The sequence below is a fragment of the Tistrella sp. genome, assembly GCF_002684955.1.
GTDB lineage: Bacteria > Pseudomonadota > Alphaproteobacteria > Tistrellales > Tistrellaceae > Tistrella > Tistrella mobilis.
On record NZ_NYWI01000058.1, the window covers coordinates 1 to 17,570 of the forward strand.

At 64.4% G+C, this 17,570-nt stretch carries 16 protein-coding genes; 11 read left to right on the forward strand and 5 right to left on the reverse strand.

Going from position 1 to position 17,570, the window contains the following annotated elements; all coding sequences use genetic code 11:
* The 3 genes from CMO28_RS18295 to CMO28_RS18305 form a co-directional block, all read right to left on the reverse strand.
* Nucleotides 1-658: dihydroxy-acid dehydratase (locus CMO28_RS18295; RefSeq protein ID WP_296715713.1), on the reverse strand; the 658-nt coding region annotated here is incomplete at its 3' end.
* A gap of 259 nt (nt 659-917) precedes the next feature.
* Nucleotides 918-1,619, reverse strand: a complete 702-nt coding sequence (locus CMO28_RS18300; RefSeq protein WP_062764156.1) for a pirin family protein — start codon at nt 1,617-1,619, stop codon at nt 918-920.
* Between the two features lie 129 nt (nt 1,620-1,748).
* Complete coding sequence (locus CMO28_RS18305; protein ID WP_296715714.1) at nt 1,749-2,750, reverse strand: ABC transporter substrate-binding protein; 1,002 nt, start codon at nt 2,748-2,750, stop codon at nt 1,749-1,751.
* 175 nt (nt 2,751-2,925) lie between these two features.
* On the opposite strand from CMO28_RS18305, the gene CMO28_RS18310 reads away from it, so the two are divergent.
* The 11 genes from CMO28_RS18310 to CMO28_RS18360 all read left to right on the forward strand — a co-directional run bounded on the left by CMO28_RS18310 (nt 2,926) and on the right by CMO28_RS18360 (nt 13,603).
* Entirely contained in the window at nt 2,926-3,600 is a 675-nt protein-coding gene (locus CMO28_RS18310) for a TetR/AcrR family transcriptional regulator (RefSeq protein WP_296715715.1), read from the forward strand.
* A 146-nt stretch (nt 3,601-3,746) separates the two neighbouring features.
* The gene (locus tag CMO28_RS18315; protein WP_296715716.1) at nt 3,747-4,568 is read left to right on the forward strand and encodes an ABC transporter permease; all 822 of its coding nucleotides are present in this window, start codon (nt 3,747-3,749) and stop codon (nt 4,566-4,568) included.
* Nucleotides 4,565-5,608 (forward strand): NAD-dependent epimerase/dehydratase family protein, encoded by a 1,044-nt coding sequence (locus CMO28_RS18320; protein WP_296715717.1) that lies wholly within the window; start codon nt 4,565-4,567, stop codon nt 5,606-5,608. The genes CMO28_RS18315 and CMO28_RS18320 overlap by 4 nt, the downstream gene beginning before the upstream one ends.
* Nucleotides 5,595-6,419 (forward strand): GNAT family N-acetyltransferase, encoded by an 825-nt coding sequence (locus tag CMO28_RS18325; RefSeq protein ID WP_296715718.1) that lies wholly within the window; start codon nt 5,595-5,597, stop codon nt 6,417-6,419. The genes CMO28_RS18320 and CMO28_RS18325 overlap by 14 nt, the downstream gene beginning before the upstream one ends.
* A 25-nt stretch (nt 6,420-6,444) precedes the next feature.
* Nucleotides 6,445-7,506: a dihydrodipicolinate synthase family protein gene (locus CMO28_RS18330; RefSeq protein WP_296715719.1), complete on the forward strand. Its 1,062-nt coding sequence runs from the start codon at nt 6,445-6,447 to the stop codon at nt 7,504-7,506.
* Nucleotides 7,503-8,297, forward strand: a complete 795-nt coding sequence (locus tag CMO28_RS18335) for an ABC transporter ATP-binding protein (RefSeq protein WP_296715720.1) — start codon at nt 7,503-7,505, stop codon at nt 8,295-8,297. The genes CMO28_RS18330 and CMO28_RS18335 overlap by 4 nt, the downstream gene beginning before the upstream one ends.
* 65 nt (nt 8,298-8,362) lie before the next feature.
* Nucleotides 8,363-9,292 carry a LysR family transcriptional regulator gene (locus tag CMO28_RS18340; protein WP_296715721.1) on the forward strand — a complete coding sequence of 310 codons (930 nt, stop codon included), beginning with the start codon at nt 8,363-8,365 and terminating at the stop codon, nt 9,290-9,292.
* Between the two features lie 115 nt (nt 9,293-9,407).
* Nucleotides 9,408-10,433: a class I SAM-dependent methyltransferase gene (locus CMO28_RS18345; protein WP_296715722.1), complete on the forward strand. Its 1,026-nt coding sequence runs from the start codon at nt 9,408-9,410 to the stop codon at nt 10,431-10,433.
* A gap of 4 nt (nt 10,434-10,437) precedes the next feature.
* Nucleotides 10,438-12,045: an asparagine synthetase B family protein gene (locus tag CMO28_RS18350; RefSeq protein WP_296715723.1), complete on the forward strand. Its 1,608-nt coding sequence runs from the start codon at nt 10,438-10,440 to the stop codon at nt 12,043-12,045.
* A 12-nt stretch (nt 12,046-12,057) separates the two neighbouring features.
* A complete protein-coding gene (locus CMO28_RS18355) occupies nt 12,058-12,663 on the forward strand; it encodes a LysE family translocator (RefSeq protein WP_296715724.1) in 606 nt (201 codons plus the stop codon).
* A 100-nt stretch (nt 12,664-12,763) separates the two neighbouring features.
* Nucleotides 12,764-13,603, forward strand: coding sequence for an isopenicillin N synthase family dioxygenase (locus CMO28_RS18360; RefSeq protein WP_296715725.1), 840 nt, complete (start codon nt 12,764-12,766; stop codon nt 13,601-13,603).
* Nucleotides 13,604-13,668: 65 nt separating this feature from the next.
* Here CMO28_RS18360 and CMO28_RS18365 read toward each other — a convergent pair whose 3' ends face one another.
* Nucleotides 13,669-16,101 carry a hypothetical protein gene (locus CMO28_RS18365; RefSeq protein ID WP_296715726.1) on the reverse strand — a complete coding sequence of 811 codons (2,433 nt, stop codon included), beginning with the start codon at nt 16,099-16,101 and terminating at the stop codon, nt 13,669-13,671.
* A 20-nt stretch (nt 16,102-16,121) separates the two neighbouring features.
* Nucleotides 16,122-17,504 carry a toll/interleukin-1 receptor domain-containing protein gene (locus CMO28_RS18370; protein ID WP_296715727.1) on the reverse strand — a complete coding sequence of 461 codons (1,383 nt, stop codon included), beginning with the start codon at nt 17,502-17,504 and terminating at the stop codon, nt 16,122-16,124.
* Nucleotides 17,505-17,570: the final 66 nt, after the last annotated feature.

Below are 17,570 nucleotides of genomic sequence, written 5' to 3' on the forward strand. Positions count from 1 at the left end.
AGCCGTTGCCCGGCAGCGACAGGCCCAGCGCCTCGGTCAGGCAGTTCATCGAATTGGCGGTGAACATGCCCGAGCACGACCCGCAGGTCGGGCAGGCCGAACGTTCGATGACCTTGACGTCGTCTTCCGAAATCCGGTCGTCGGCAGCGGCGACCATGGCGTCGACCAGGTCCAGCGCCTTCTTCTCGCCGCCCAGCACCACCTTGCCGGCCTCCATCGGCCCGCCCGAGACGAAGACCACCGGGATGTTGAGGCGCAGCGCCGCCATCAGCATGCCGGGGGTGATCTTGTCGCAGTTGGAAATGCAGACCATCGCATCGGCGCAATGGGCATTGACCATGTATTCGACGCTGTCGGCGATCAGTTCGCGCGAGGGCAGCGAATACAGCATGCCGTCATGGCCCATGGCGATGCCGTCATCGACCGCAATGGTGTTGAATTCCTTGGCGACGCCGCCCGCGCTTTCAATCTCGCGCGCCACCATCTGCCCCAGATCCTTGAGGTGCACATGGCCCGGCACGAACTGGGTGAAGGAGTTGACCACGGCAATGATCGGCTTGCCGAAATCGTCGTCCTTCATACCGGTCGCGCGCCACAGACCGCGGGCGCCGGCCATGTTGCGGCCATGGGTGGTGGTGCGGGAACGATAGGCGGGCATGGGGGATCCTCAAGGACGCGGCGCGCGCGGAGACCGGCGCGCATATGGGCTTCTTGTGTACCGCCCCTGAGACAGGCCCCGGGGGACGGCGGGCACGGTATACCACACTATGTAAGCCGGGTCGCCGCGCTTCAATTCCATTCATGACCCGTCGCGGCCGATTTTCGAAGCCCCCGGTCCGGATCGTGGCCCGCAATACGCAAGAAGACGCCCGCCCCGGATTGCGCGATCCGAAGCGGGCGCCATGATATGCCCGGCGTCACGCCGCCATGTCGAAGACCAGCACCTCGGCGCCGTCGAGCCCGGCGAGGTCGATGCGGCCGCCGGTGATGGCGGCGCCGTCGCCTTCCTTCAGCACCTCGTCGCCCAGCTTCACCCTGCCGCGGGCGACCTGGACCCAGGCGATGCGGCCCTGGGCCAGATCATGGCTGGCGGCCGCCCCCTCGGGCAGCAGGCCGGCATAGAGATCGACATCGCGATGGATGGTGATGGAGCCCTCGCGGCCGGTGCGGGAGCCGACCAGGCGCAGCCGGCCGGTCTTCTCGGCCTCGGCAAAGGTCTTCTGCTCGTAGCCGGGGGCCAGACCCTCGGCCTCGGGGATGATCCAGATCTGCAGGAAATGCACCGGATCGGTGCGCGAGGCGTTGAACTCGCTGTGCCGGATGCCGGTGCCGGCGGTCATCCGCTGCACGTCGCCGGGGCGGATGACCGAGCCGGTGCCCAGGCTGTCGCGATGCTCAAGCCCGCCCTCCAGCACATAGGAGATGATCTCCATGTCGCGATGCGGATGGGTGGGGAAACCGCCGGCCGGGGCGACCCGGTCGTCGTTGATCACCCGCAGCGGGCCGAAGCCCATGTGGTTCGGGTCGAAATAATGCCCGAACGAGAAGCTGTGATGGCTGTTCAGCCAGCCGAAATCGACATGGCCGCGGTCTTCTGCACGACGGATGATGGTGGTCATGATCCTGGTTCCCCTGCTTGCGGGAGGTCCACCGCGGGACCGTTGAGAGGAAGATAGATCCGACCACCCCACCCCACAATTCAGCCAGTTTCGGCCGGACTGTGTCTGAAATGGATACAATCCGGCCACTCACTCCGCGGTCATGCGGATCCCGGGGTCCAGGAAGTCGTTGGTATAGGCACGGGTCACGTCGAAGGGCTTCTCGATCCCGAAATAGGTCTCGACCAGCTTGTAATCGGCCGCGACCCGCTCGGGGTCGAAGGCGCCGAGGGCCGTGCCGGTGGTGGTCGGGTCGCGCATCAGCTCTTTCACCCGGTTCCACTGGTCGCGCTGGTTGGCTTCGGTCAGCCCCGAGGCGGCCGCGAGTAGCGCCTGAAGGCAGGGGGTGACGTCCTGGACGCAGGCCGCGAAAGCGCGCTGGCTGACCCGGGTGAAGGCCTCCACCACCTCGGGCTTGTCTTTCAGAAAATCGCCATTGACGATGATCGCATTGCCATAGGGGTTGATGCCGATATCGCGCCAGGCCACGAAGCCCAGATCGTCGCCGAACTCGCGCAGCTTCAGATCGTGTTCGTTATAGAAATCGGTGGTGACGTCGATCGCGCCGCTCTTGAGCGAGGCCATCTTGGCCTGCGGGCTGACATTCACGAAGCTGACCGAGCCCGGATCGATCCCGACCTTCTGCGCGAAGGCCGGCCACATCACCCGCGAGGCATCGCTCGGCGGGTTGCCGATCTTGTGGCCGGGAAAGTCGGCGGGCCCGGTGATGCCGTGGCTCTTCAACCAGTAGAAACCTTGCGGCGAGTTGGCATAGACCACCATCACCGCGGTCAGGTCGGCGCCCTTGCTCTTGGCCAGCAGGGCGGTCGCCATGTCGGCGATGCCGATCTTCGACGCCCCGGCGCCGACGCGCTGGGCCGACACGCCCGAGCCCTTGCCGGTCTGGATGTCGAGATCGATGCCGGACTCTTCATACCAGCCCTGGGCCCTGGCGTAGTAATAGGGCGAATGGTCGGCGGTCGGCACCCAGTTCAGCACCAGATCGACCTGTTCCGCCGCCGCGGCCGGCTGCACCCAGACGGTCGCGGCCATCGCCGCTGCCACCGCAGCACGGATCCCCGTGATCTTCATGCCCTTCAACTCCCTGACTTTTCCCGGTGAGGCCAGACTTTTCCCTGATCGGCACCGCCGCTTCCATTGTGGTAAGGAAGGCGTTACGGCCCTGTCGCGGAAAAGCTTAGCGCTTCACCCCGGGACCGGGCAATGTTAAATCAACTGGTTGGTTGATAATTTGGAAGTGGCCCCGATGAACGACTCCCCGCGGATGAACGACAAGCGCCCCGCTCGCCAGAAGCGCGATCCCGAGGCGACACGGCGCGCCCTGCTCGGCGCCGCGATCGCCGAATTCGCCGACAAGGGCCTGGCCGGATCGCGGGTCGACGAGATCGCACAGCGGGCCGGCGTCAACAAGCAGTTGGTTTATCATCATTTCGGCAACAAGGAGGACCTGTTCCGCGCCGCGCTGGAACAGGTGTATGGCGAAATCCGCGCACGCGAACAGGCCCTGCATCTGGCCGATCTGCCGGCGGTGGCGGCGATGGAGCGGCTGGTCGGCTTCTCCTTCGACCATCTGGCCGAACATCCCGAGCTGGTCGCGCTGCTCAACGACGAGAACCGCCACGAGGCCCGGCATGTCAAGGATTCGCCCCAGATCCAGGCGATGCATTCGCCCCTGATCGTGATGATCGAGGAAACCCTGACCCGCGGCGCCCGCGAGGGCGTGTTCCGCGACGATATGGATGCGATCAACGTCTATATCTCAATCGCAGGCCTTGCCTATTTCTTCTTTGCCAACAATCACACCCTCTCCGCCATCTTTGATACAAACCTGGATTCGGCGCGCGAGGTCTCTCGCCGGCGGCGCCATGTCATCGATTTCGTGCTCTCGGCCCTGCGGCCGGTGGCGGGCGCGACCGCGTGAAATTAAGTCAACTGTTTAGTTGACTCGGAAATCCGGCCGCCCTAGCCTTGTTTTGTGGCCGGAGGGTGAGGCCGAGGGAACCGGACGCCGGCCGTCCGCGGGCCGGCACCCGTTCACCAGGGCCGTTCGAAGAGGGATGCCATGTCATGACCAGCCTCGTGGAGGAGGACGCTCGCAGCGCGGGCGCGGCGGCCGAGGTGAAGGCCGAACGGGCGGCGGCACGCCGGCGCCAGGCGGCGGTCGTCGCCGTCCATCTGGGCGCGATCGCGCTCTGGGAGCTGACGGTTCGCCTGGCAGACCTGCCCGCCTTCATCCTGCCGTCCCCGGCGGCCGTCCTCGCCACACTCGGCGGCGAAGGCTATGACTGGCCGGGCAATACCGCCGTGACCGCGGCCGAGATCTTCGGCGGCTATGCGCTGTCGGTGGTGGTGGGGGGGGCGCTCGCCCTCGCCTTCTCGTGGTCGAAACCGCTGACCCTGCTGGTGTTTCCGCTGCTGGTGACGCTGAACATGATCCCCAAGGTGGCGCTGGGGCCGCTGGTGATCGTCTGGTTCAGCTATGGCATCGGCACCAACATCCTCATCACCTTCCTGCTCTGCTTCTTCCCGATCCTGCTGACCACCGCGCGCGGCCTGAAGGAAGTGGAGCCCGACCTGCTCGACCTGGTGCGCTCGCTTAAGGGCTCGCGCTGGCAGGCCTTCCGCTACATCCAGCTGCCGGGCGCCCTGCCCTATCTGTTCTCGGGCATGAAGGTGGCCGCGATCCTGGCCGTGGCCGGCGCGGTGGTGGGCGAATTCATCGCCTCGGAACGCGGCCTCGGCTACCTGATGATCCAGGTTCAGGCCTCGCTCGACACGCCCGCCATGTTCATGGCGGTGGTGATGCTGACCCTGCTCGGCCTCGCCCTCTATCTCGCGGTGCTCGCCGCCGAACACCTGTTCCTCCCCAAGGATGCGAGGATGAAATGACCGTCTGGCTCGATGACGCCGCCTTCCCCGACCGTTTCGACGGCCCCGAGGCGCTGGACGACTTCCTGACCCGCCCGTCGCGGGCGCTCGGCGCCGACCTCGCCTCGATCGACGGCGACATCATGGTGCTGGGCGTCGGCGGCAAGATGGGCCCGACGCTCGCCCGCCTCGCCCGAAATGCCGCCCCCGACAAGCGCGTGATCGGCGTCGCCCGGTTCAGCGAGCCGGGCCTGCGCGACGGCCTGGAGGCCCATGGCGTCGAGACCATCGCCTGCGATCTGATGGATCCCGACGCCATCGCCACCCTGCCGCGGCTGCGCAATGTGGTGTTCATGGCCGGCCGGAAGTTCGGCGCCACCGGCTCGGCCAATCTCACCTGGGCGATGAACGTCCATGTGCCGTCGATGGTGGCCGGGCATTTCCGCGACAGCCGGATCGTCGCCTTCTCCACCGGCTGCGTCTATCCCTTCGTCGACGTGTCGAGCCAGGGTTCGACCGAAGACAGCATCCTGAACCCGCCCGGCGAATACGCCTTCTCGTGCATCGGGCGCGAACGGATCTTCGGCCATTTCTCGGAACGCTACGGCACCCCCGGCCGGCTGTTCCGGCTGAACTATGCCGTGGATCTGCGCTATGGCGTGCTGTTCGACGTGGCCCGCAAGGTCCGCGACGGCGAGCCGGTCGACGTGACCATGGGCCATGTCAACGTCATCTGGCAGGGCGATGCCAATGCCCAGGCGCTGCGCTGCCTGGCCCATTGCACCGATCCGACCAGCCCGATCAACGTCTCGGGGCCCGAGACGATCGCGGTGCGCTGGCTGGCGCGCACCTTCGCCGAACGGCTGGGCCGCGAGGCGGTGATCACCGGCACCGAGGCGCCGACCGCCTGGCTGACCAACACCGCCCAGGCGGCCGGTCTGTTCGGCTACCCGCTGGTGCCGCTCAACCGGATGATCGACTGGGTGGCGGACTGGGTGGCGGCGGAACGGCCGGCCTTCGGCAAGCCGACCCGGTTCGAGGTGCGGGATGGCACCTACTGAGCCGGCGCCGCTTACGCCCGACGCCCTCGATGACTGCCGGGCGCTCTCGACCGCGGCCGGCTGGAACCAGACCGCGGCCGACTGGATGACCTTCTTCCGGTCGGGCATCGTCTTCGGCATCACCGAGGGCGAAATACCGGTCGCAACCGGCGCGGTGATCGCCCATGGGCCAAAGGTCGCCTGGATCGGCATGGTGCTGGTCCGGGACGACCGGCGGGGCGGCGGGCTCGGCACGCAGATCCTGAAGGTCTGCCTGGACCATTGCCGCGCACAGGGCCTGCTGCCGGTGCTGGATGCAACGCCGGCAGGGGAACGGGTCTACCGCCCGCTCGGCTTCCTGCCCTGGTTCGGCCTGACCCGATGGGACGGCACCGGCGGCGGCCAGGCGGCCGGGGGCGTGCGCAGCGTCGGCCCCGCCGACCTGCCGCGGATCGCCGGGGCCGATGCCGCGGCCCTTGGCGCCCCCCGCCCGGAGCTGCTGGCCCGGCTTGCCACGAGCGGCGCCCCGGCGCTGATCGCGGACACCGGCAGCGGCTTCGCCCTGGGCCGCCCCGGCCGGGTCGCCACCCAGATCGGGCCGGTGGTCGCCGAGGACGAAAGCACGGCGGCACGGCTGATCGAGGCGGCCATCGCAGCCGTCTCGGGCCCGGTGATCATCGATCTTGCCGACCATCATGCCGGCCTCACCGACCAGCTGCGGGACCGCGGCTTCACGCCCCGCCGCCCGTTCCTGCGTATGGCGCTTCATCATCCGGCCCCTGTTGGCAACCCTCTCCACCTTTATGCCGCCGCCGGCCCCGAATTCGGGTAATGGCCTCCTTCGAGGATGACGTCCGATGACCCTGCACCGCTCGACCCTGCCGCCGGAGATCCTGGAGCGGATCCGGACCGGCACCGCGATCCCCGCCCATCCGCTGGCGCTGGACCGGGACCGGCGTTTCGACCGGCGCCGCCAGCGGGCGTTGACCCGCTATTACGTCGATGCCGGTGTCGGCGGGCTGGCGGTCGGCGTGCACCCCACCCAGTTCGCGATCCGCGAGGTGGGGCTGTACGAACCGGTGCTGGGTGCCGCCATGGCCGATGCAAAGGCCTGGACCGACCGGCCGCTGGTGATGGTGGCGGGGCTGGCCGGCCGCACCGATCAGGCGGTGGCCGAGGCGCAGACGGCAGTGGGCCTCGGCTATCACGCCGGGCTGCTGAGCCTGGCGGCGATGGCGGGCCAGGACACCGACGCGCTGATCGCCCATTGCGCCCGGGTTGCGGAAGAGATCCCGCTGATCGGCTTCTACCTGCAACCTGCGGTCGGCGGCATGTCGTTGGATGCCGATTTCTGGTCGCGGTTCGCGGCGATCGACAATGTCATCGCGATCAAGGTCGCCCCCTTCAACCGCTATCGCACGCTCGACGTCATCCGCGGCGTGGTCGCGGCGCGGGCGGAAGATCGGGTGACGCTCTATACCGGCAATGACGACCATATCGTGCTCGACCTGCTGACCCCGTTCACGGTGATGCGGGATGGGGCACCCGTGACGCTGCGCTTCCGCGGCGGGCTGCTCGGCCACTGGTCGGTCTGGACAAGACAGGCGGTCCTGATGCTGGAACGGCTGAAGGCGGCAGCAGGTGGCGGCGACGTGCCGGCCGATCTGCTGGCGCTCGATTCGCGCGTCACCGACTGCAACGCCGCCTTCTTCGACGTCGCGAACGACTTCCACGGCTGCATCGCCGGCTGTCACGAGATCCTGCGCCGCCAGGGCCTGCTGGAAGGCATCTGGTGCCTGGACCCGGAAGAAGGGCTGAGCCCGGGCCAGGCGGCGGAACTCGACCGGGTGTGCCGGATGCATGCCGATCTGTCCGACGACGCCTTCGTGGCCGAAAACCTGGAGCGCTGGCTGTCATGACCATGAATGCCGCCCGCATCGACACCACGCCCGAGCCGCTGATCCGGCTGAAGGGCGTGCGCAAGGTCTATCGCACCGGCACCCGCGAATTCGTTGCGGTGTCGGATGTGACCATGGATGTGAACGAGGGCGAGATGGTCTCGCTGGTCGGCCCCTCGGGCTGCGGCAAGAGCACGCTGCTCAAGATCCTGGCAGGGCTGCATGATGCCGAAGAGGGCGAGGTCCGCATCGGCAACGCCAGCTCTGCCTTCACCCCCGGCCGCGATGTCGGCATGGTGTTCCAGCAGGCCCTGCTGCTGAAATGGCGCACCATCCTGCAGAACGTGATCCTGCCGGCGCAGATCCTGGGCCTGCCCCGGCGCGAGGCCGAGGCGCGGGCACGCGAGCTGCTGGCCATGGTCGGCCTGTCGGGCTTCGAGACCAAATACCCTTACGAGCTGTCGGGCGGCATGCAGCAGCGCGCGGCCATCGCCCGGGCGCTGGTCCACGACCCCAAGCTGATTCTGATGGACGAACCCTTCGGTGCGCTGGACGCACTGACCCGCGAGAAGATGAATCTGGAGATGCTGCGGATCTGGGGCGAGAGCCGCAAGACCATCATCTTCGTGACCCATTCGATCCAGGAAGCGGTGTTCCTGGGCTCGCAATGCGCAGTGCTGACCGCCGGCCCCGCGCGGATGGCCGATCATTTCCCGATCGACCTGCCCCATCCGCGAACCCTGGACATGAAGGCGACGCCGGAATTCGGCGCCTATACCAAACGCATCTATCATCTGCTCGGCATGGGCTGATCCGCTCGCCGGGGCGGCCCCCAAATGCTATGCCATGGGGAGGGATCAGGCGGACGAGGGCCTTCATGGACAAGCTGGATGCGATGCAGGCCTTCACCAGGGTGGTGACGACCGGCAGTTTCGCCGAGGCCGGGCGCAAGCTTGGCCTCACCCGATCCGCCGTCAGCAAGGCGGTGGCAGAGCTTGAACATCTGCTGGGTGCCCGGCTTCTGGACCGCACCACCCGCAGGGTGAGCCCCACCCATGCCGGCCGGGCCTATTACGAACGCTGCCTGGACATCCTGGCCGCGATCGACGAGACGGAACTGCAGGTGGCGCAGCTGCACGACCAGCCGCGCGGCACGCTGAAGCTGAACGCCCCCATGTCGTTCGGCACCCTGCATCTGGGCGATGCGATCGCCGATTTCGCCGGGATCTGGCCCGATCTGAAGGTCGAGATGGTGCTGTCGGACCGGTTCGTGAACCCGCTGGAGGAAGGGGTCGACGTCACCATCCGCATCGGTCAGCTGGAGGATTCGAGCCTGATCGCCCGCAGGCTGGCCCCCTGCCGCCGGCTGCTGGTCGCCGCCCCCGGCTATCTGGCCGCCCATGGCACCCCCGAAACCCCTGAGGATCTGGCCCGGCATCGCTGCCTGGTCTATGGCCACAGCACCAGCCTTCAGAAATGGGCCCTCACCACCCCCGACGGCGGCACGATCCGCGCCGATCTCAACGCCACCATGTGCTGCAACAATGGCGAGGTGCTGCGCGCGGCGGCGGTTGCCGGCAACGGGATCACCGCGCTGCCCAGCTTCATCACCGGCCCCGATATCGCCGCCGGCCGGCTGGCGGTGGTGCTGCCCGACCATCCGCCCACATCGCTCGACATCTTCGCGCTCTATGCCCCCAACCGCTATCTGGCGGCGAAGTCGCGGCTGCTGATCGACTTCCTGGTCGCCCGTTTCGCCGGGGTGCCGGCCTGGGACCGGTTCGATGACCGGGGATATTCCGCATAACGTTTCTATCTTTGAATCCATATTGATCAAAAGTTGAAAACGGTACAGCATCCGGAGATCAATTCATCTCCGGACCGCGGCTCCCCACGCCGTCCGTCACCGACATGGTGTCGCGATGCTGGCCTTCGATCAGTCCGTCATAGCCGAACCGCTCTATCTGAACGATCTGCCTGCCGTCCAGGCGCTGGAAAGGCTCCGCAGCCGGCATCCCGTGCTCGACCGGCTGCTGGATCCGGCCCGCACCCCCCCCTCGGCCCTTGGCGATGCGGTGGCTGCGATGAACCTGGTCTCGTGGGAATTCGAAGAAACCGGCGCCGGCGGCCGCGGCGCCGCCTATAACCAGGCCCAGCGCGCCACCGACAATCGCGCGCCGGGCATGGCGGCCCTGCTCCGCCTGTTCTCGCCGGGTTTCGACCGGATCCCCGGGCCGGACACCCTGCTGCTGGACGTGCTGGGCGGGGATGGGACGCTGGCCCGTTTCGCAGCCGGGCTGGATGCCCCCGGACCGGTGATCCTGTCGGCCGATCTGTCGCGGCTGATGGTGGAGGCCTGCCTGGCCCGCGGCCTGCCGGCGCTGCGCCAGTCGGCCACCCACAGCCTGATCCGCGACCGGGCGCTCGACGGCGTGCTGATCGCCTATGGCAGCCATCATCTGAGCGACGACGACCGCCCCGCGGCCGTGGCCGAGGCCTTCCGGACCCTGCGCCCGGGCGGCCGGCTGGTGCTGCATGATTTCGAAACCGGTGGCAGCACCGCCCGCTGGTTCGACCGGGTGGTTCATCCCTGGTCGCGCACCGGCCATCCCCACCGCCATTTCACCCGAAGCGAAATGTTCGGCCTGCTGACCGCGGCCGGCTTCCGGGACGTGCGGGTGATGGATATCGACGACCCCTTCACCCTGCACGGTGCCGACGCCGCAGCGGCGCGCGATGCCCTGCTCGACCATCTGGACCGGATGTACGACCTGGTGGGTGCGGGCGACACGCCGGCCAGCCGCCGCGCCCGGATTGCCGCCGCCCTGCCCGACACGCTGGGCGCGATCCGGGTTGCACCCTCCGCCCATGGCTGGACGGCGCGGCTGGCGCGCACGGCGCTGGTCGCCATCGGCACCCGCAGCATGCCTGGCGGCGAAGGAGACTGAGCCCATGTGCGGTATTGCAGCCATCCTGCCGCTGGCGGCCACCCCCGACCTGCCGCCGCCGGTCGATCCGGCGGCGGCGCTGATGCGCATGCTGGGCGCGCTCCGCCATCGGGGCGACAGCTGGAACTTCGCCGAACATCTGCTGCTGCCAGTTCGGCGCGTGCAGGGCCGGCGCGCGCAGGGCCGGGAGGCGCAGGGCGCGGGCGGCGCCATGGGCACCAACCGGCTGGCGATCGTCGACCGCGCCCATGGCCGTCAGCCGGTGGTCGACCCGGCAAGCGGCCGACTGATCGTGATGAATGGCGAAATTTACAACCATGAAGAGCTGCGTGCGGAACTCGAGGCCGGCGGCCATCACTTCCGCACCGCATCGGACACCGAAACCGTGCTGGCGGCCTTCGGCGCCTGGGGGCCGGCCTGTGTGGACCGGCTGGACGGCATCTTCGCCTTCGTGATCCATGATCCCGCCACCGGCAGCAGTTTTGCCGCCCGCGACCATCTGGGCATCAAACCGCTCTACATGGCCACGGCCGGCGGCTGGGTGGCCTTCGCATCGGAACGCAAGGCCTTCATCGGCCTGATGGCCGGGGTGACCGAGCTTGCCCCCGGCCATGTCTGGGCCGATGGCCGGATCAGCCGCTATGCCGGCTTTCAGGCGGCGCACGACCCGGCCGTGATCGGGCCCGACCCGGTCGGCCGCTGCCGGGCCCTGCTGGATGCAGCCGTCCGCCGTCAGGTGCAGACCGACCTGCCGCTGGCGGTGATCTTCTCGGGCGGGCTGGACAGCACCATCCTGCTGCACCTGGCGACCCGCCACCACCCCGACGTCACCGCCTTTTCGGTGGGGACCGAAGACAGCGAGGATCTGGCCTTCGCCCGCGCCTTCTGCGCCGAGCGCGGCATCCGCCATATCGTCACCGGTTTCGCGCCCGAGATGATCCCGCGGCGGATCCGGGGTGCCATCTTCGACGGCGAGTTCTTCGAGCCGGTCGACATCTCGGACATGATCTCGATGTCCGCCGTGCATGCCACCGTCCGGGCCAACGGCTTCAAGGTCGCGATCGCCGGCGACGGCGCCGACGAACTCTTCGCCGGCTACGACATGTTCCGCACCGCCGCCGACCCCTATGCCCTGACCACCTATCGGGTGGGCAATCTGCACCGCACCGATCTGCAACGCACCGACCGGGCCAGCATGACCCATTCCGTGGAATGCAGGGTGCCGTTTCTGGACCGGGCGCTGGTCGATTTCGCGATGGCCCTGCCGTTCGACCTGAAGCTGCGCGGCGGCGTGGAGAAGTGGATCCTGCGCGAGGCCTTTCGCGGCGAGATTGCCGATGTCATGATCGACCGGCCCAAGATCCGCATGCCCGAAGGCATCGGCATCCGCGATCGGATTTTCCGCCATCTGGCCCATGACCGGCCGGGGCGGGAGCTGACGCTGCCGCCGGTGACGATCGACACGCCCCAGGTTCGCAACGCCCTGCTGCACTATCTCGATTTCGGCTTCGATGCCCCCGCAAGCCGCTATAAATCCGTCGGGACGGATTACGCCCCCGGCGGCTATTTCCGCTTCGATGCGACATCCGAAGCCACCGCCACGGCCATCTGACGGAGGGGCGCCATGGATCTGCAGACCATCCTGACCTTCACCATCGCCTTTTTCGTGTTCGCCGCCAGCCCCGGCCCCGACAACGTCACCATCCTGTCGAAGACCGTGGCCGACGGCCCGGCCCATGGCCTGGCCTATGGTGCGGGGGTGGTGACCAGCATTTTCGGCTTCGTGATCCTGGCCGCGATCGGCTTCAACGCGCTCGCCCAGGCCATGAACGAACAGCTGGCCTTCGTGCAGTATCTGGGGGCCGCCTATCTGGTCTGGATGGGCATCTCCATGTGGCGGGCCGCACCCGTGATCAAGCCGCGGGCGACCTCGGGCGGGGTGTTCCGGCTGTACATCACCGGCTTCCTGCTCAATGTCAGCAACCCGAAGATGCCGATTTTTTATCTGGCACTTCTTCCGGGCGCGCTTGGCGTGCGGCCGCTGGGGGTGGCCGATACCGCCCTGCTGCTGGCGATCATCGCCGCGGTCGAGGTGGTGGTGGTGGGCGGCCATGTGCTGATCGGCATGAAGGCCCGCAACCTGCTGGACCGCCCGGCCCGCATCCGCGCGCTGAACCGGGGCGCCGGCAGCCTGATGATCGCGGCAGCGGCGGTGGTGGCGGCGCGCTGAGACCGTCACTTTCCGGCTTGCGATCGGGGGGCGTTCGGGCCAGAGCCAGGGTATATGCCCCATCTGCCCAAAAGACCCGTCTGCCCAAGAGAGCTGGCCCATGTTCGCCATCGACAGCATCGATATGACCGACCCGCAGGCGCCGGCGCGCTTCCTCGCCTCTCTGCGCGATACCGGTTTTGCGGTGCTCCGCGCCCATCCGATCGATGCGGCGCTGATCCGGCGGCTGCATGACGGCTGGGCGCGGTTCTTCGCCGACCCCGCAAAACACCGCTGGACCCGCGCCCCGGGCAGCCAGAGCGGCTATTTCCCCTTCCGGTCGGAAAATGCGAAGGGGGTGGCGGTGAAGGATCTGAAGGAGTTCTTCCACGTCTATCCCGACACGGCCCTGCCGCCAGGGGTTGCAGACGATACCCGCGAAATCTATCGGCAGCTGTCGGATCTGGGTACCACCCTGCTCGGCTGGATCCAGGAGGAATTGCCGGCCGGGATCCGCGACCGGCTGTCGGAGCCGCTGCCCGCCATGGTCGCCGGCTCCGACCGCTCGCTGTTCCGGGTGCTGAACTACCCGCCGGTCGGCGAGGATGCCGAGCCCGGTGCCGTCCGGGCCGCCGCGCATGAGGACATCAACCTGATCACCCTGCTGGTCGCGGGCTCGGAACCGGGGCTGGAAGCGCGCGATACCGCCGGCCGCTGGCATGCCGTGCCCTGCGATGCCGGCATGATCGCGGTCAATGGCGGCGACATGCTGGCACTCGCCACCGCCGGCTATCTGCCCGCCACCACCCATCGGGTGGTCAACCCGGCACGGGGCGACCACACCGCCCGCCAGTCCATGCCGATCTTCATCCACCCCCGCCCCGAGGTGCGGCTTGCGGCAGACAAAACCGCTGCGGCCTATCTGGCGGAGCGGCTGCGCGAGATCGGGCTTGCCGGCTGAGCCATATCCCAGGCGATATATCGGGCACTGAAGAGCCACGACGGGCATTCGCCTAAAATCACCGATCAATCTTCGGGGCGACCTTGGCCCAGCTGCCTCTCGGCCTCATCCCTGATCGACTTTGCCGTTTTCGATTGGTCAAACTTCGGGATCGTTGCGGACCCTGCCTGTCCGAGGTCATCATACATCTTGACGGCTGCCTTCGCCTCTTCGAGGGCCAGATCAGCATTCTGGTCGATGTCGAGATGAAATCTGGCCCGCATAACGTGGAGCTGCGCCTGTGCCGCTTCAAACACCATCGGCTTGCTATCCACAAATCGCCCGGAAATCTCCATGATCGATTTCGCCACCGTTTCGAAGCCCGATCTACCAGAGATCGCAGAATAGTCGTCCATGTCTCCAAATAAAATATCGATCATATACTCCGCGGCCGTCATCGACCGCGGATAATTTTGAAAATATCTGTGAGTGAGAATAGACAATTGTTTGCGATATTCATACAATTTCTGATCCGTCAGATTTTCGAAGCAATCCTTCAAGTATGCATCCAGGATAGTAATTTCTAAAATCTCGCCGAGGTAGACGTGATCCAATCCTCGTGCAGCATCTCTGGCCTGGTCTAGAACATATTGTGCAGAATCGAGTGCCCCTTCCCGACAGTCCTCGCGGATGATCTGGGCGGCGTAACGCAATCTCCACTGCCCAGCTTTGCCGACAAAGTGTTCGTTATGAAGATCGCGGCCAAATTTACTATACTTTCCATAAATGAGGCTCCCTAAGTCCTCAATTGTATTATATGTCATAAGGTAGTAAAGCGCCTCGAACTGCACCTCTTTGATCGATTGGATGTCCCCGACAGACAACTTATCAGTCCGTTCCAACACATTTATGTAGAGCGGAACAGCCCGTCTCTCCCTTCCGGACAGAATGAGAAGATTGGCCTCCCGCAAGGAGACCCTGGCTCTGCGAAGGATAGAGGTGGGAGAATTGAGGTCTGTCCCCGCTTCGTGCAGCTGTTTTTCCGCCGTTACAAGATGCTTAAGCAGATCCGGCTCAATCCGGTAAAATCCGTGAACCTGATCCATCTCAGGTTTTTCAATAATTGTAAGCATCTCATCGACTGATTTTTCTGCAATACCGAGCGCCTTCGCCGCACGATTTTCTGAGCGCCATAATAATAAAGCACCAAAAGCAATTACAATAAAAATAAAAACTGTAATTTTATATATATCAATCATTCTAATAAGCTTTGATTTTTCTACTTCGATACCCTCAATCTTTGCATTCAAATGCCGCGTTTGTTCTCGAATCTGACGTGAACTCTGGACCAGCTCAACAAGACGATCATGTGTCAGCTCAAGTCGTCTGGCGCCGGCAAAATACTGAGCAGATAACAGGCGTGTGCGCAGAAGGCTGCCGATAGCCGTCCTTGCCTGCTCAGCAGAGATGCCCGATTTGCATACCGCCCCGATGAAATCGACCTCCGCACAGAAATTCCGGTGCCCTCCTTCGCTGACCAGCAGGGTACTTTCCACGACGTCGCGGATCTGACTGGATATATCCTCAAAGCAACGCTCATAGAAATCCTGCAGAATATCATTCTGCCGCTCCTGGGCATCTTCAAGCGTTATTTCTTGCCGGGCGCCTCTGATCCGTCTTTCATTGAGCTCTTGACAGAGAAGGCTGAGCAATGAAGGATCTACCTGAATCTGGCTCAGAGATATACTCTCATCACAGCCCGCAACGGAACGCACGATAGCGTCGGCAGTCCTTGCATCCATCAGCGGGGTCGGACCAATACGGGCGGGCAGGAGAACGGCGTCCAGGGCTTGGGTACCGGTCAGCAGCGTCAGTCTCATCCGGTTGCGCATGACGGACGGAAAGAGGCCGCTCCAGGCCTCAAGATGGGCCAGGAAATCCTCGCGAAGGGCAATGACCACCCGGGCCGGGGTCGGACGGTCTGTGAATATATCGCCGAACCCGCGATCTTCAGCGAGGCGTGTCCTGAGGTTCTTCGGTACACGATTTTCGACCAGACAAGCCAGTTCCTCGAACAACTCCGACAGCTGGCCGTCACGCCGGCCATCGCTGGTAAAAAGCTCCTCGAACTGATCGAGGATCAGGACCGGCGGCGCCTGACTGAGCGCGCCCATGGCATCCCGGCGATGACCGCGCTCCCACAGGCTCGCATCCTCCTGAATGCCATCCGACGCGGCTTCCCAGCCTCGCCGCAGCTGCTCGACGAACCCCCTGTCATCCTCCGGATTCAGCCGCAGTCGCACCGGACGGGCGCCGGCATCCTTAAGTTTCGGCAAAACGCCGGCCTGGAGAAGCGAAGTCTTACCCCGGCCCGACATGCCGAACAGAACTGTCAGCCTTTCGCTCTGGATACGGTCTACGAGCTCCTCGATCTCCCGCTCACGCCCGAAGAACATATGCCGGGTGTTCGCGTCGAAGGAGGCCAGCCCCAGCCATGGACGTCGAGGATCGGGTTCCATCCGGGCAATGCTCTCTCGAGTCATCCGCGACCGCGGCGTTCGTTATAAAGCTTGACGATTTGAGAGACCGCGCTCAGCAGATCACGATCGTTGATCACGCCATAATGCCGCTTGCCGATGTTCTCCGGCTCCAGCTTTACATCATCAGCTGTTATGTCGCCCCAAAGGAAAGGTATGTAAAATCGGGTGGAAAGCGTACCTTGACGTTCGGACGCCCAGCGACGTTCTTTGTGTACGTAGCATTCGCTACACTTCTCAGTTTCCACTGAAATAAGTGAGACGAATAAAATGCAGTCAATCCTGATCATGGATTCTATTGTCTCGTCGAATTCCTCACCCGGTTCGAGACGTTGCGTGTCCAGCCAGACGGGAACGTTTGCCTGCCATAGAGCATGAGCCAGCGTAACCGCAATCGCGGCATCCTCCCGCTTATAGGAGATGAAAATACTGTTGTACTTACTGCCGGGCGGCAGGTCCCTCAACAGGTAATTATATCTTTGGCCCGATGCGGCACCATGCTTGCGACTCCAACGCTCATGAAGATCATGAACAAAATTTACGGGATCTCCAAATATAACTCGCGTGGTTTTCATCGCCCTCTGGAAGAACAGAATGGTACTATCATCAATTGCGTTATTATGATCAGAAATATACTCTCCTTTGCTGTTTTCGCCACGATCACTCAATCGCGTCCCCCTGACGATGCGCAACAAAAATAAAACCGTCCAGTCGTATGCCGGCATCCCCAAAAAAAGAAGACTTCGTTTTCTCATGAAGTTTATTATATTCCTTATTTTATCAGAATTTTCCATCAAACCGACTATGAATTCCATAAGATCTTCATCTGAAGCCACAAAGCTTTGGGCTTTTCTGGCATTTAAATCTCCAAATAATTTATAGCACCATGCCCCATTCAGATTTTGCGTGGGAAGATCAGCCAAGTCCAGATTTTCAACCGGATGGAATACCCTGACGTTGGCGTCACGCTGAAAGCCCAAGCGAAACTTCTCCAGAGCAATCTCGATCAAATGATCCGGCGTCGTTGCAATATAAAGGGGAAACCCATAAATCTTAACCAGCTTCTCCAAGGCTGGAGGGAACCCGACTTCATCAGATTTTATTCTCTCTTCTTCAGAATATAGAATACCCCGCATCGATCTATAAACTATATCCCGTAGCCCGCCGGACAGAATATATGCCGCGGCAACGTCTTTCGTCGTCTGAAACGACGAGGTCTCGGCGGATAATCCAAGTTTCGTCATCAGTGCGGGAGCCAGCAAGTCGTACAGAGGCTTCGATGTCCCGTCATGTCCCGTCATCGTCAAAAGACCGGGCCCAACCACCGGTATCACCAGGCCATCATCTATATCCTGAAGAAGATACTCCCAATCGTCCTCACTCAACGATCCCCCAGACACCCGACGCGCCCCTCCCGTCGACGGCGTCGCCTCCCGGCTGCGGCCGGGCCG

Coding starts and splice junctions, on each gene's coding strand:
- CMO28_RS18300 (WP_062764156.1), bottom strand. CDS start 1,619: ATGACCACCATCATCCGTCGTGCAGAAGACCGCGGCCATGTCGATTTC.
- CMO28_RS18305 (WP_296715714.1), bottom strand. CDS start 2,750: ATGAAGATCACGGGGATCCGTGCTGCGGTGGCAGCGGCGATGGCCGCG.
- CMO28_RS18310 (WP_296715715.1), top strand. CDS start 2,926: ATGAACGACTCCCCGCGGATGAACGACAAGCGCCCCGCTCGCCAGAAG.
- CMO28_RS18315 (WP_296715716.1), top strand. CDS start 3,747: ATGACCAGCCTCGTGGAGGAGGACGCTCGCAGCGCGGGCGCGGCGGCC.
- CMO28_RS18320 (WP_296715717.1), top strand. CDS start 4,565: ATGACCGTCTGGCTCGATGACGCCGCCTTCCCCGACCGTTTCGACGGC.
- CMO28_RS18325 (WP_296715718.1), top strand. CDS start 5,595: ATGGCACCTACTGAGCCGGCGCCGCTTACGCCCGACGCCCTCGATGAC.
- CMO28_RS18330 (WP_296715719.1), top strand. CDS start 6,445: ATGACCCTGCACCGCTCGACCCTGCCGCCGGAGATCCTGGAGCGGATC.
- CMO28_RS18335 (WP_296715720.1), top strand. CDS start 7,503: ATGACCATGAATGCCGCCCGCATCGACACCACGCCCGAGCCGCTGATC.
- CMO28_RS18340 (WP_296715721.1), top strand. CDS start 8,363: ATGGACAAGCTGGATGCGATGCAGGCCTTCACCAGGGTGGTGACGACC.
- CMO28_RS18345 (WP_296715722.1), top strand. CDS start 9,408: ATGCTGGCCTTCGATCAGTCCGTCATAGCCGAACCGCTCTATCTGAAC.
- CMO28_RS18350 (WP_296715723.1), top strand. CDS start 10,438: ATGTGCGGTATTGCAGCCATCCTGCCGCTGGCGGCCACCCCCGACCTG.
- CMO28_RS18355 (WP_296715724.1), top strand. CDS start 12,058: ATGGATCTGCAGACCATCCTGACCTTCACCATCGCCTTTTTCGTGTTC.
- CMO28_RS18360 (WP_296715725.1), top strand. CDS start 12,764: ATGTTCGCCATCGACAGCATCGATATGACCGACCCGCAGGCGCCGGCG.
- CMO28_RS18365 (WP_296715726.1), bottom strand. CDS start 16,101: ATGGAACCCGATCCTCGACGTCCATGGCTGGGGCTGGCCTCCTTCGAC.